The sequence below is a fragment of the Hypericibacter terrae genome, from assembly GCF_008728855.1.
Lineage (GTDB): Bacteria > Pseudomonadota > Alphaproteobacteria > Dongiales > Dongiaceae > Hypericibacter > Hypericibacter terrae.
Map to the genome: position 1 here is coordinate 3794385 of NZ_CP042906.1, position 13528 is coordinate 3807912.

At 65.9% G+C, this 13528-nt stretch carries 13 protein-coding genes; 3 read left to right on the forward strand and 10 right to left on the reverse strand.

The window, feature by feature from the left end:
* Nucleotides 1-7 precede the first annotated feature (7 nt).
* Complete coding sequence (locus FRZ44_RS17225; protein ID WP_151178345.1) at nucleotides 8-1207, reverse strand: amidohydrolase family protein; 1200 nt, start codon at nucleotides 1205-1207, stop codon at nucleotides 8-10.
* A 146-nt stretch (nucleotides 1208-1353) separates the two neighbouring features.
* Between FRZ44_RS17225 and FRZ44_RS17230 the strand changes: the two genes are divergently transcribed.
* Nucleotides 1354-1587 carry a hypothetical protein gene (locus FRZ44_RS17230; RefSeq protein ID WP_151178346.1) on the forward strand — a complete coding sequence of 78 codons (234 nt, stop codon included), beginning with the start codon at nucleotides 1354-1356 and terminating at the stop codon, nucleotides 1585-1587.
* 38 nt (nucleotides 1588-1625) lie between these two features.
* Here FRZ44_RS17230 and FRZ44_RS17235 read toward each other — a convergent pair whose 3' ends face one another.
* The 8 genes from FRZ44_RS17235 to FRZ44_RS17270 all read right to left on the reverse strand — a co-directional run bounded on the left by FRZ44_RS17235 (nucleotide 1626) and on the right by FRZ44_RS17270 (nucleotide 10673).
* Nucleotides 1626-1967: a DUF3175 domain-containing protein gene (locus FRZ44_RS17235; RefSeq protein WP_225308311.1), complete on the reverse strand. Its 342-nt coding sequence runs from the start codon at nucleotides 1965-1967 to the stop codon at nucleotides 1626-1628.
* A gap of 74 nt (nucleotides 1968-2041) precedes the next feature.
* Nucleotides 2042-4099, reverse strand: a complete 2058-nt coding sequence (locus FRZ44_RS17240; protein ID WP_151178347.1) for a hydantoinase/oxoprolinase family protein — start codon at nucleotides 4097-4099, stop codon at nucleotides 2042-2044.
* 9 nt (nucleotides 4100-4108) lie between these two features.
* Nucleotides 4109-5176 carry a branched-chain amino acid ABC transporter permease gene (locus tag FRZ44_RS17245; protein ID WP_151178348.1) on the reverse strand — a complete coding sequence of 356 codons (1068 nt, stop codon included), beginning with the start codon at nucleotides 5174-5176 and terminating at the stop codon, nucleotides 4109-4111.
* 3 nt (nucleotides 5177-5179) lie between these two features.
* Complete coding sequence (locus FRZ44_RS17250; protein ID WP_151178349.1) at nucleotides 5180-6061, reverse strand: branched-chain amino acid ABC transporter permease; 882 nt, start codon at nucleotides 6059-6061, stop codon at nucleotides 5180-5182.
* Entirely contained in the window at nucleotides 6058-6786 is a 729-nt protein-coding gene (locus tag FRZ44_RS17255; RefSeq protein ID WP_151178350.1) for an ABC transporter ATP-binding protein, read from the reverse strand. Before FRZ44_RS17255 ends, FRZ44_RS17250 begins: the two co-directional genes overlap by 4 nt.
* A gap of 2 nt (nucleotides 6787-6788) precedes the next feature.
* Nucleotides 6789-7547 (reverse strand): ABC transporter ATP-binding protein, encoded by a 759-nt coding sequence (locus FRZ44_RS17260; protein ID WP_151178351.1) that lies wholly within the window; start codon nucleotides 7545-7547, stop codon nucleotides 6789-6791.
* A 44-nt stretch (nucleotides 7548-7591) separates the two neighbouring features.
* The gene (locus FRZ44_RS17265) at nucleotides 7592-8776 is read right to left on the reverse strand and encodes an ABC transporter substrate-binding protein (RefSeq protein WP_191908151.1); all 1185 of its coding nucleotides are present in this window, start codon (nucleotides 8774-8776) and stop codon (nucleotides 7592-7594) included.
* An 85-nt stretch (nucleotides 8777-8861) separates the two neighbouring features.
* Nucleotides 8862-10673, reverse strand: a complete 1812-nt coding sequence (locus FRZ44_RS17270) for a hydantoinase B/oxoprolinase family protein (RefSeq protein ID WP_225308312.1) — start codon at nucleotides 10671-10673, stop codon at nucleotides 8862-8864.
* A 358-nt stretch (nucleotides 10674-11031) separates the two neighbouring features.
* On the opposite strand from FRZ44_RS17270, the gene FRZ44_RS17275 reads away from it, so the two are divergent.
* Nucleotides 11032-11778: a GntR family transcriptional regulator gene (locus FRZ44_RS17275; protein WP_191908152.1), complete on the forward strand. Its 747-nt coding sequence runs from the start codon at nucleotides 11032-11034 to the stop codon at nucleotides 11776-11778.
* A 9-nt stretch (nucleotides 11779-11787) separates the two neighbouring features.
* On the forward strand, nucleotides 11788-12588 hold the full coding sequence (locus tag FRZ44_RS17280) for an alpha/beta fold hydrolase (RefSeq protein ID WP_151178355.1): 801 nt from the start codon (nucleotides 11788-11790) through the stop codon (nucleotides 12586-12588).
* A gap of 1 nt (nucleotide 12589) precedes the next feature.
* Here FRZ44_RS17280 and FRZ44_RS17285 read toward each other — a convergent pair whose 3' ends face one another.
* Nucleotides 12590-13345, reverse strand: coding sequence for an SDR family NAD(P)-dependent oxidoreductase (locus FRZ44_RS17285; RefSeq protein WP_151178356.1), 756 nt, complete (start codon nucleotides 13343-13345; stop codon nucleotides 12590-12592).
* Between the last annotated feature and the right edge of the window lie 183 nt (nucleotides 13346-13528).

A 13528-nucleotide genomic window follows, 5' to 3' on the forward strand; every position in this document is an offset into this window, starting at 1 on the left:
GCCGCGCTCAATGCGCGGCGAGCTCGGGGATGCGGGTCGCGGGCGGCGTGTTGCGGCTGCGCTGGGTGCGGACGATCCCGTCGATGACGGTCATGCCCACGCCCGGCAGGTCACCCAGCCGGATGCTGTCGAGCATGGTCTTGCCCGGCGAATGCTGCGCCTTGTCGAGGAAGACGAAGTCGGCCGCCCGCCCCTTCTCGATCAGGCCGCAATCGAGCGAGCGCATCCGCGCGGTGTTGCCGGTGGCGAAGCAGATCGCGATCTCGGCCGGAATGTCGCCCAGCGAGGACAGCATCGAGATCATGCGCAGGATGCCGAGCGGCTGCACGCCCGATCCCGCCGGCGCATCGGTGCCGAGGATGACGCGCTCGAGCTGACCCATCTCCTTGGCGGTGCGCAGCGTGAAGAGCGCCGAGCGCTCATTGCCGTTATGGACCAGTTCGAGCCCGCGCTGGCAGCCCTCGCAGATGCAGCGGATCTGATCGTCCGGCAGGGCCGTATGTCCGCCATTGATATGGCCGACCACGTCGGTGTCGGCCTCCAGCACCACATCCTTGTCGATCAGGCCCGAGCCCGGGATCGAGGGGCCGCCGGTATGGATCGTGCTCTGGATTCCGTATTTGCGGGCCCAGGCGACCATCTTCCGGGCGGTCGGCCCGTCCTTGACGCCGCCCAGCCCCACCTCGCCCAGATACTTCACGCCGGCGGCGCCGAGTTCCTTGAAATCCTCCTCGCTCATGCCGGTCTCGATCACCGGCGCGCCGCCATGGACCTTGACCCCGCTGGAGCGGAAATTGGCGAAGGCGCGCTGGGCGAAGATCGCCATCGCCTTGACCCCGACGATGTCCTTGGGTCGGCCCGGCATATGGACCTCGCCGGCCGAGATCATGGTGGTCACGCCGCCATGGAGATAGCTGTCGATCCAGTTGATCTGACTCTGGCGCGGCGTCCAGTCGCCGGCCACCGGATGGACGTGGCTGTCGATCAGGCCCGGCGCCACGGCCGTCTCCTTGGCGTCGATCACCGTGCCCGCGCCCGACAGGTCCAGGTCTCTGGCCCGGCCGACGGCGGAGATGCGGCCGTCGACCGCGACGATCGCGTCGGCGTCGAGGATGGGTTTCTGCAGGTCGCCGCTCAGCAGCAGACCGATATTGCGGATGACGAGCTTGCCGGGCCCGCCGGCCGGCTTGGCTTCCTCGGCTGCCATGATCGCACTCCCGGGAGGTCTTGAGGGTTGGGACCGCCAGTATTCAAAGAACCGGCCCCCGCCGCAAGGCCGCGGAACCGCCCGCCTGCGCCCGCCGTTGAGAAGCAGGCCGGCGCCGCCGGCCGCCATCAGCGGGAGACCCCTCCATGAAGCCCTGCGAATCCTGCGGAAATAGCTACGACAAGGCGTTCGAAGTCATCATCGGCGGCACCAGCCACACCTTCGATTCCTTCGAATGCGCCATCCAGGCCCTGGCGCCCATTTGCGCCCATTGCGGCGTCAAGATCGTCGGCCACGGGCTCGAAGCCGATGGCGCCATCTTCTGCTGCAATCACTGCGCCGGCCATAAAGGCGAGACGAGGCTCCGCGACCGCGCCTAGCGGATCCGTTCCCACTCATTCGCGGTGAAAGAGCTCCTTCAGCTCCATCTTCGCCCGCTCGAGAACTTTTTTCTGGCTGGCGAGAGATTGCGGCCGCCGCGATTAATATAGAAGTTCAACATCGACATGGCGGACTGGTAAGGGCCTGCTCTCCGTCGGTGGCTGGTTTCGGCCGAGCGCTTGAGCGAGCGGGCGATGCGCTTCGGATCCGCCCATTTGAACACCGTCGGGGTGAGGTCGAGGGCATCGCTCTTAGCCATCACGCCCGCAGACCAGCGTTTAATCTTGCTCGCGCTGGGACTGGTCTTGCGCCGGCCGGTTTTGAGAGAGGCCCTCTTGGATGAGGTCTTTCTTGGAGACATCTTCTTCCGGGTTGCCATCGTCTGCTCCTTTCTGGGTGCAGAAAACGACGTAACGCCTGCTACGCGGCGATGTTCCCTCGCACCGGTCTTATTCAGACCCTCAATTCAACCAGATAGTTCCGGTGCGCATCGGTCACGGCCGTCTGGCCCTTGAGCAGCAGGATGGTCGTGGTGGGCTCCTCGATCAGCGCCGGACCGTCGATGCGCGCGCCGCTGCCCAGTTTGTCGCCCTGATAGACCGGCAGCTCGACGAAGCCCTGCTTGGCGCCGAGATAGACCTTCCGGCGTGACTTCGGCGCCGGCAGGCCTACCTGCCTCGGCAGATCGACGCCCCGGCGGTCAGCCCCGCCGGTGTCGCCCACCGCCCGCACCTTCCAGGTGGTGAACTCGACCACGTCGTTCTCATCCTTGATGGTGTAGATGCGCTCATGCATCTGGTGGAAGGCCGCCGCCAGCCGCGGGAAGTCGCCCGCGCCGAGCCGGTCGCCCGGCAGCGTGAAGGGCACCTCGATATCCCAGGACTGGTAGAGATAGCGGCCCTGATAGGCATATTCGAAGCGCTGCCTGTTGCGCGGGAAGCCGGCCCGGTCGAGGAAATCGCGGCCGCGCTGGCGCAGGCGGTCGATCAGGGCGTTGGTGCGCTCGACATCGAAATCCGTATGCGTTTCATGCAGCGTCGCCGCCTCTTCCCAGCGCACGTCGGAGATGAGGCCGCCATAGGCGCTCAAACCGGCCGCGAAGCTCGGGATCATGAAGCGCTTGATGCCCAGGATCTGCGCCATCTCGCCGATATGGCAGGCGGTGGCCCCGCCGCCCGACACCAGATAGCTGTCGCGCGGGTCGATGCCCTCATTGACGGTGATGTCCTCGACCGCGCCGATCATGTTGTGGTTCGAGGTGGTGTAGATCGCGTAGGCCGCCTCGACCGTGCCGAGACCGACCTTCCTGGCGAAGCGCTCGACCGCCTCGACCGCCCTGCCCCGATCGAGCTTCATCTGCCCGCCGAGGAAATAGTCCGGATCGATGATGCCGAGCACGACATTGGCGTCGGTGACCGTGGCCTCGGTCCCGCCCTTGCCATAGCAGGCCGGACCGGGCTTGGCGGCGGCACTCTGCGGGCCGACCTTGATCAGGCCGCCGGCATCGACCCAGGCGATGCTGCCGCCGCCGGCCCCTACCGAGCGCACGTCGATCTTGGGGATTCCCAGCATGTCCATGCCAAAGGTCGCCTCCGGCGTGACCACGAGCTGGCGGTCGCGCAGCGCCGAGACGTCGAAGGTGGTGCCGCCCATATCGACCACGATCACGTTGGGATCGGTGGTGAGATGCATCGCGGCGATCGGCGCCAAAGTGGGGCCCGACATGACGCTGTAGATCGGCCGGGCGATGATTTCGTCCGGCGGCATCATGCCGCCGACGCAATTGGCGATGAGGAGCTCGTTCTTGTAGCCGGCCGCGCGCAGCGCCTGGTCGAGCTGGCTCACATAGGCGCCGACGATCGGATAGAGCGAGGCGTTGATCGCGGTCGCAATGGTGCGGCGGTATTCGCGCGGCACCGGATTGAGCTCATGGCTCAGGGTCACGGGGATGCCGGGCAGCTCGTTCTGCAGGATCTCGCGCACGCGCAGCTCATGCTTCGGATTGACGATCGACCAGAGCAGACTGACGGCAACCGCCGCGACGTTGCAGGTCTCGAGATGCTTCGCCGCCGCCACGACGTCGGCCTCGACCAGGGGATCGATCTCGTTGCCCATGGAGTCGATCCGGCCCCGCACCTCGCAGGTGAATTTGCGCGGGATATAGGGCTCCGGATAATCGATCTTGGTCAGGAAGGCGCGTTTGCGCGGCGCCTCGCGCAGCGTGAGGATGTCGGGATGGCCCGCATTGCAGATCAGACCCGCGGTCGCGACCTTGCCTTCGACCAGCGCATTGGTCGAAACGGTGGTGCCATGCACCAGAAGCTCGAGCTTCGCCAGGAAGTCGGTCAGGGACAGCCCGCGCGATTTGGCGGCCAGGGTCAGCACATCCATGAAGCCGCGCTCGAACTCGCCGGGCGTGGTCGGGGATTTCATGATCTCGAGCCCTTTGCCGCGCTCATAGAGGATGAGGTCGGTGAAGGTTCCGCCGATATCGATGCAGCCTACGAACATGTCGGTTCTCTATGCTCTCGCGTCGGGGGCCGCCGACGCCGCCGGCTTCGGGTCGCCCCGACCCCATTTTGGCCAAGCCAGCTCGAAATCGCCCACCAGCCCCTGCGGGCGGAAGATCAGGATCAACAGCATCATCAGCGCCAGCGCGATCTCCTGCAGGCCGGGCGGCGCCGACAGGACCGTGTCACCGATGGAAATGCCCTTCTCGATGGTACGGAAGATCTCCGATACCGCCGAGACCACGGCGACGCCGACCACCGCCCCCGTCAGACTGCGCATCCCGCCGACCACCAGCATCGCGAGCGTGGTGAAGGTCAGGTTGAGATAGAAGGTGTTGGCGGTGACCGTGCCGATGAAATGCGCATAGAGCACGCCGCCCAAACCGACGAAGACGGCGCTGATGACGAAGGCCACCAGCCGCTCGCGCGCCGGATCGATGCCGGACGCCGTCGCCGCCACCTCGTTCTCACGCGAGCATTGCAGCAGCAGGCCGCGCCGCGACTGCTTATACGCGGCGGCCACGACCAGCGTCACCAGCGCCGCCCCCAGCGCCACCCAGAGATTGACATAGACCGGCAGTCCCACCAGCGCCTGGCGCCCGCCCGTCACCTCCTGCCAGTTGGCGGTGACGACATGGACCACCATCAGCACGCCGAAGGTCGCCATCGGCAGGGCGATGCCCTTGAGCCGCATGATCGGCGCACCAACGATGAGCGCGAAGAGCCCGGTCACCGCGGCGGCGATGACCGCCGCCACGGCGACGGGCACCTGCAGGGCTTCGAGCGCCGGCGGCAGCTTCAGCAGCACCGCCTTCTTGACCGGCGGAATGGTCATGATGGCCGAGCTGTAGCCGGCGATCGCCATGAAGGCGATATGGCCGAAGGAGAGCACGCCCGAATTGCCGACGAAGATGAACATGCCGAGCACGACCACCAGCTTGATGATGGCCTCGGTGACCGTACGTTGCAGCGCCGGCGGACCCAGCGCCGCCAGCAAGGCCGCGAGCACGATCAGCGCCGCGAGGAACAGGCAGCTCTTGAGCTTGCGCTGGCGTTCGACGGACCAGGATTCGGCCATGGCCTAGACCCTCTCCCGGTCGGAAGCCTTCACCAGCAACCCTTCCGGCCGCCAGAGCAGGAAGGCGATGAAGAGCGCGAAGACGAAGGCGTCGCGATAGAGCCGCATGCCTTCGGGCAGATAGGTCTGGAGCAGCACCGAGACGACGCCGACCAGGAAACCGCCCAGGGCCGCCCCGGCGAGCGAACCCATGCCGCCGATGACCGAAGCGACGAAGGCGAACAGCACCATATTGACGCCCATCTTGTAGGAGGCGCCGCCGGTCTGCGCCACCATATAGACCGAGACGATGCTGGCGAGCGTGCCGGAGATGGCGAAGGCCGCCGCGATCACGCGGTTGGCGGGAATGCCCACCAGGCGCGCCATGGTGAAATCCTCGGCCGCCGCCCGCATCTGCACCCCGATCGCGGTCCAGCGGAAGAAGCTGGAGAGCCCGACCAGCAGCAGGAGGGTGACGCCCAGCGCCAGCAATTGGAGCCACGGCACCCGCAACGCGCCGATCTCGAGACTCTGATTGAGGGGCGAGAGGAAGTCGATCGCTACCGGCCGCGCACCGAAGATCATCATGGCGACATGTTGCAGCAGGAAGGAGACAGCAAAGGACGCGATCAGCAGGGTGGCCGGGCTGGCGCCGCGCAGAGGCCGGAAGGCTACGCGCTCCATCCCCAGCGCCAGGATCGTCACCACCAGAAGGGCCGCGATCCCCATCACCAGATAGGGCTGGCTCGCCGACATATAGAGCGTGTAGCCGCCGATCATGATGAGCTCGCCATGGGCGAAATTGATCAGCCGCATGATCGAGAATGTCAGGCCGATGCCGAGCGCCGCCAGCGCGTAGACGGCGCCGAGGCTGCTGGCATCGATGAGGCTTTGCAGGAAATTCACGCGACCACCCCCTTGGCGGCGCGGAAGCCGAAATAGGCCTCCTGAAAACCCTCGGCCGTCTTCAGCTCCGAGGAACGGCCCGCCATGGTGACCGAGCCGGAATTCATCACATAAGTGCGGTCGGCGACGGCGAGCGCGCGATGGACGTTCTGCTCCACCACCAGCACCGTGACGCCGCCGTCGCGCAGCGCCGAGACCGCCTCATAGACCTGGTTGACGATAAGCGGTGCCAGGCCCAGCGACGGCTCGTCGATCAGCAACAATCGCGGCCGCGCCATGATCGCGCGCGCGATCGCCAGCATCTGCTGCTCGCCGCCGGAAAGCTGGCCCGCCTTCTGCTGCAGCCGCTGCTGCAGGATCGGGAACATGGCGAGCACCCGGTCGCGGTCCTGCGCGATCGCGGGCTTGTCCTGCCGTCCAGTGCCGCCCAGGCGGATATTCTCCGCGACCGTCATGGAAGCGAAGATATGACGGCCCTCCGGCACCAGCGACAGCCCGCGCGTGACCAGTTTTTCCGGCGCGATGCCGAGGATCGAGCTGTCTTCGAGCGCGACGGCGCCGCGGGCCGGCTTCACCACGCCCGCGATGGTCAGCAACAGGGTCGATTTGCCGGCGCCATTGGGGCCGATCACGGCGACGATCTCGCCCGCCTGCACTTCGATCGAGACGCCGCGGAGCGCCGCGACATTGCCGTAGGTCACATGGAGATCGCTGACCTTCAGCATGATCACGCGACCTCGTCGCCGAGATAGGCCTGGCGCACCAGCGGATCGGCCGCGACCGCCGTCGGCACGCCGAGCGCAATGGTGCGGCCCTGGTCCAGCACCTGGATGCGATCGCAGAGACCGAACACCAGCGGCATCTTATGCTCGATCAACAGCACGCCGCAGCCGAACTCCTTGCGGATGCCGCTGATGATCGTCAGCAGCTCGTCGCATTCGGCGGTGTTGAGCCCGGCCGCAGGCTCGTCCAGCAGCAGGAAGGTGGGCCGGCCGCAAAGCGCGCGACCGATGCCGATGCGGCGCTCCTCGCCGAAGGGCAGGGTGTCAGCGCGGGCCTCGGCCAGATGCGCCAACCCCAGCCATTCGAGCGTTTCCCAGGCGCGGCGGCGGCCGGCATGGCGATCGAGACCGCACGCGATGGCGCCTGCCTCGACATTCTCGATCACGCTCATGCCCCCGAAGAGCAGGACGTTCTGGAAGGTCCGGGCCAGCCCCAGACGGCTGCGCTTGTATGAGACCAGACCGGTGATGTCCTCTCCACCCATCCGGACGGAGCCGCGGGCGGGCTGCTGGAAGCCCGTCAGGACATTCACCAGCGTGGTCTTGCCGGCGCCGTTGGGCCCGATCAGCCCGAGGATCTCACCGAGATTGAGCGTCAGGCTCACGCCATCGATCGCGCGCACACCCTGGAAATGGACGGCCACGTCGATGGTCTCGAGCGAGGCCGGGGCATGGCCCCGGCCTGCTTCCTTCCGCTCCTGCATGGGCAGAGCACCAATCCTCGAATGCCGATCTTCGGTCTCAGGCGCTACTGCGGCACTTCCTGCGCGCGGAAGACGCCTTCGCTGTTGCCGTGTTTGCCGTTCTGGATGCCGAGCACGATCATGTCACGCTGCAAGTTGATATGGACATCCTTGGTATAGGTCGTGGGACCCACGAGCGTCGGCACGTCCTTGAAACTCTGCAACTGCTCACGAACTTTATCGGTGTCGAGTGTCCCCGCATCGGTGACGGCCTTGCTCCAGGCCTGGATCACGCCATATCCGGTCATGGCATGCGACGTCACGGGACGGGCGCCGAACTTGTCCTGGAAGGCTTTGAAGAACGCCTGCGCCTCGGGCCGCGGATCGGTGCCGAAGATCGAGCCATAGGTCACGATATACATGTTGGAAAGATCGGGAACAGCCTCGAGCCAGAAGTCGCCATCCCAGGATTCCGAGCCGATCAGCGGCTGATTCAGACCGGCTGCCCGCAACTGCCGGATTGCGCTCGGACCCTGCGGCGGGAAGGAGCAGATCACAATCAGGTCAGGTTGTTTCGCGAGCCCCTTGATCCTGGTGATCTGCGAAGCGATCGAAGTATCCTCGCCGCCGAAGGTATCCTGGCCGAGAAAATTGTCCTTGCCGGCCAACTCGATCCAACGCTTCTGGAAGGTCGCGGCCCAGGTGGCGTCGAAGGCGATGCTGGTGTCGAGCAGCACATAGGCCGTCTTCCAGCCCTTCTTCTGATAGGCCCATTCGGCCATCAGCGCCGCCTGACCGGGCGAACCGGTCGCCATGGTGAAGGCGTTGGGGCCGATGCCGCTGGGACCGAACTTGGGATCGCCGGCGCAGGTCGAGAAGGCGATCAGATTCTTGGAATCGGCGACCGTCGCCGCCGCTCCGCCGTAATCGTAATCGCAGGTCACGACGACCATGTCGGCGCCCTTGTCGATCACGTCCTGCGCCGCGGTCGAGCCATAGGCGATGTCGGATTTGGTGTCCGAATAGATGATCTTGATCTGCCGGCCGAGGAGGCCGCCATTCTTGTTGATGTCGGCGATCGCCAGTTCCATGCCCTTGGCGGGACCGTCGTCGTAGGGGGCGATATCGCCGCTGAGTGCAATGGCGGCGCCGATGATGATCGGCTTCTCGTCGGCGCGCGTGGCGCCGGTGGCGAGCAGCGAGGCAGCCAGGCCCAACGCCGCGGCCGTTCCGAACAGTTTCAGGCCCATGATGCGATCCTCCCTATGAAAGTCTTTTATCGTTCGAGTTTCATGACCGGCCCGGCCCCATCTGTCCGAGCTGGCCTCCAACGCCTCAGGCCGGAGTGCGCGCTTCCCGCAGCCGGCGCGTTGCCGCCAAATCGACGTCATAGTCGATGCCGTCCTTCGACAGGCTCAGCGCCACGCCATAGATCTCGGCCGCCTTTTGCGGGGTCAGCCATTTCTTGTTCACGTCGCGGGCCACACGTTCGGGCGGCCGCTTCAGCGGATCGCCATAGCCGCCGCCGGCAGCGCTGCGGAACATGACCGCCTCGCCGGAGCGAACCTTCTCCTGGTGGAAATCCGGCAGCCGGTCGACATGGCCGTTGGCGCTGCGCTTCCAGGTGCCCGAGGGCGCGCCGTCGAGGCCCTTCAGCACGCCGCGCGCCGGAAAGGTCCCGCCATCGCCGCAATATTCGAGCACCATGTCGCCCGTGAGCGAGCGATAGGCCCCCTGCGTGCCGGGGGCGCCGTTCCATTCGCCGAAGCCCATGCTGTCAGGCGCGACGCGGCGCTCCTCGATCAGGATCGGGTACATGGCCTCGTCGACCTCGATCGAATCGCTCACCATGATCCCGTTGCCGACGGAACATTCGTAGGTCAGCCAGCCGTCATGGCCCTTATGGCCCGGTCCGCCGGAAAGGCCCAGCATGAGCTGTGTGATGTACTGCACTGTTTCCTTGCGCCGGCTGTCGGTGCCCGAGACGACACCCAGGGCCGCCGAGAAATTGCCGCCGCCTTCGGCCATGCCATAGGGCTCGCCCATCTGCGAGAAGGTGCATTGCACGGCATTGGCCAGCCGCTCGTTGCAGTTGCTGGTGGCGCAGGAGGTGCCGATCGGATAGGTCGGGCGACCGACGACGCAGCCGTCGCGCAACAGCGGCACGATGCGGCTGGCGCTGCCCGCATTATGCGGGATCGACGGATCGATATTGTAGAAGACGCCGATGCGGCAGGAGGCGACGGCGCAGGCTTCGGACAGATTCAGCCCGCCCGGCACGCAGTCCGGATTGTCGCGCACATCGACGGTGATGAGACCTTCCTGGGAATCGATCGTCACCACGGCCTTGATCGGCACGCCCTCGTCGGCGACGCCGGGAACGGGATCGTGACGGACCTGATAGCTGAAGGTTCCGCTCGGCAGCTTCTGGATCGCCGCAATCGCGCGCCGCTTGCCATATTCCATCCACGCTTCGATGAACTGCTTGATGGTGGCGGCGCCGTACTTCTGGATCAACTCCTTGATGCGCCGCTCGCCGGTGCGGCAGGCGCCGACCTGGGCGCGATAGTCGCCATACCAGATGTTGTTGACGCGGATCTTCTGCTTCGCCATGCGAACCAGATCGGCCTTGTCCTTGAAATTCTCCTGGAAGCGCACGCAGGGAAAATGCATGCCCTCTTCATAGATGTCCTTGGCGTAAGGCAGGTAGGTCGTGGGCTGCGGCGCGCCGACATCGGCATGGTGCGACCGCGCCAGAGTCCAGAACAGCGGCTCGCCCTCATGGAACACCGGGACGCAGAGCGTCAGGTCGGCATGATGCGTGCCGCCGAAGAAGGGGCTGTTGTTGAGATAGGCGTCGCCTTCCTTGATATCGTCGAAGAGCTTGGTGATGGGCTCGGTGGTCAGCTCGAGCGCGGTCACATGGATCGGCAGCGCTTCCTCGACCGACACCAGGCGATGGTCGTAGGTGAGGATGCCGCAGGACATGTCGCGCGCGTTCTTGATCACGCTCGACCGGCTCGCCTTCATGACCGTGTTGGTCATCTCCCGGATGATCGATTCGAAGCGGCTCGAAAGCACGGCCATCAGAATCGGATCGAAACCGACATCGGCGGCCGAGGGCTGCTGCGTTTCGGGACTGCTCACTCCGACCTCCCCCATTCCTGGCCGCGGGTTCCGGGCCCGCGCTCACCGCGACGCCCCGCGCGAAGCAAGGTGCGCTCGACCGGTTGCGTTGAACCGCGCCGCGCCCCCTTGCTGTCGTCCGAGGCGACCGTTGGATGTCCGGTCACTGGGTCTTGATGCCCGCTTCCGACCCTCAACCCATTAGCAAAAATGCCATGTGATCACAAGGCATGATATTCTATTATTCTCGTCCCGCCGGTCAGGAGTCCTGGGTACCCTCGCCGGTAGCACTTGCCGGCCGGCGGCCCTTGTGATGATTCGCGGGGGGCGCCGGGCGCCAAGCCCCAGTTCGCCGGCCCGGGCCGATCGGAGTTCGTCGATGACCAAGCATCCCGCCAAGAAGCCTGCCCGTGCAAGCCTGTCGCTAGACGCGGTGGCGGCGGCGCGCCCCAAGCGCGCCGGGAACGGTCCGTTCGAAGTGCCGAAGCTCCAGCGCAACACGCTGAACGACGAGGTCTATCTGCAGTTGAAGCAGGCGATCATGGCGGGCCGGCTCGAGCCCGGCGTGCGCATGACGATCCGCAGCCTCGCCGCCGCCTTCGGCATCAGCCTCATGCCGGTGCGCGAGGCCCTGCGCCGGCTGGTGGCGGAGCAGGTCCTGGAAATGCTGCCCAACCGCTCGGTGGCACTTCCCGTCATCACGCGCGAACGCTTCTACGAGATCACCCAGATCCGGATTTCGCTGGAGAGCCTGGCTGCCGAAGAAGCCGCGGGCCGCATCACCGATGCCGATATTGGGGCGCTCGAACGCCTCAACGACGTGATGGAGCGTCCCAACGCGACCCAGTCGCCGGGCTATCTCGAGAGTAATCGCGAGTTCCATTTCTATCTCTATCGGAAGTCCGGCCTGCCGATCCTGGTTTCCCTCATCGAATCGCTCTGGCTCCAGATCGGGCCGCTGCTGACGATCCAGCAGGCGGCCTATGCCAAGTCGACGGCCGTGCCGCCGCAGATCCATCACCATGCGCTGCTCAAGGCCCTGAAGAAGCGCGACGGCAAGGCCGCCGGCCGCGCCATCGGCACGGATATCGACGACGCCGCCAAGATCATCGCCGAGGCGCTGTAATCCCCGCTCATGACCATCGAGTTCGCCGAGATCGCGTGGGACGGCCGCCAGCTGCGGCTGGAATATCGCTGGATCGGACGCGGGCGCGATGGCGCGCCCCTGGTCGTGTTCTTGCATGAGGGGCTGGGCTCGATCGCGGCCTGGCGCGATTATCCCCTCACCCTGTGCGAGGCCGGCGGCTTCCGCGGCCTGGTCTATTCGCGGCCCGGCTATGGGCGCTCCAGCCCACGCGCGCCCGGCGAACGCTGGGCGCCCGACTATCTCCATCGCCAGGCGCGCGAGGTCCTGCCCGCCCTGCTGCAGGCAGCCGGCGCCGGCACGGAGAAACCCTGGCTCTTCGGCCATAGCGACGGCGGCACGATCGCGCTGCTCTATGCGGCGTCGATGCCCGACGCGCTGAAAGGCGCCATCGTCGTGGCGCCGCATTATTTCGTCGAAGAGAAGGGCGTGAAGGGTATCGCCAAGGCCAAGCTGGCTTACGAGACCACCGACTTCCGCGATCGGCTCTCGACCTATCATGTCGATCCGGATTCGGCCTTCTATGGCTGGTGCGATGCCTGGCTAAGCCCCGAGTTCCGTGACTGGAACATCGAAAAGGAACTCGGCGCCATTCGCTGCCCGCTGCTCGCGGTCCAGGGGATCGACGACGAGTATGCGACCATGCAGCAGATCGACGGCATCAAGGCGCAGGCACCGCAGACCGAGCTCCTGAAGATCCCGGCCTGCCGGCACTCGCCCCACCGCGATCAGCCGGAGATCCTGACCCGCGCGACGGTGGATTTCATCCGCCGTCACGAAGAAGGCCGCTAGGTCAGTTCCGCAGAAGCAGCCCGCCATCGACCGGCAGCTCGACGCCGGTAATGTAGCTGGCATGATCTGAAAGCAGGAACATCGTCGCCCGCGCCATGTCCTCCGCCGTGCCGATGCGCTTGATCGGGATATAGTCCGCCACCTGGCGCCGCACATCGTCGGTGTCCCAGCGCGCCTGGAGCGGCGTCAGGGTGGCGCCGGGCAGGATGGAGTTGGAGCGGATCTTGTCGGCCGCGAGCTGCATGGCGAGCGAGCGCGAGAAGGCGCAGACCGCGGCCTTCGAGGCCTGATAGGCGTCCTGGGGATGCGGATCGCCGCGCATCCACTGCACGGTCGAGACATGGACCATGGCGCCGCCGCCGCTCTTGCGCATGAATGGCACCGCCGCCCGCGCGGTATGGACCATGGTCTTGAGATTGATCGCCATCACCTCGTCCCAGACGCCCAGATCCATCTCCAGCGCCGACTTGTCGCGCCCGAACCAGAGCACACCCGCGACATTGGCCAGATAATCGAGCCGGCCGGCGCGCTGGTTGGCGCCGGCGATGGTCTTCTCGACGAAGGCGAGGTCGCGCAGATCGCCTTGCGCGAAATGGATGCGGTCGCCGGCGGCCGCCAAGCTGTCGGGCTTGCCCTTCATGTCGATGGCCGTGACCCTGGCGCCGGCCCGGGCCAGCGCCAGCGCGATCGCCTCGCCCATGCCGCCGCCCGCACCCGTGACCACCGCTGACTTGCCGCTGAAATCGTAGGCGAGCATCGCGAACCTGCCTTTGTCTGCTGACCGTTATCCTGGCTGGCGGAACCGCCGAACGCGCGCGTTCCTGCGCGGGGCCACCGCCGCCATGCAGGGAAAGCATACATCCGGCCTTTTGGGCTGAATACGAAAAAATTTTCCAAATCGGATAATCACGCTACACTTGGGGCCTATTCCTTCTTCCGA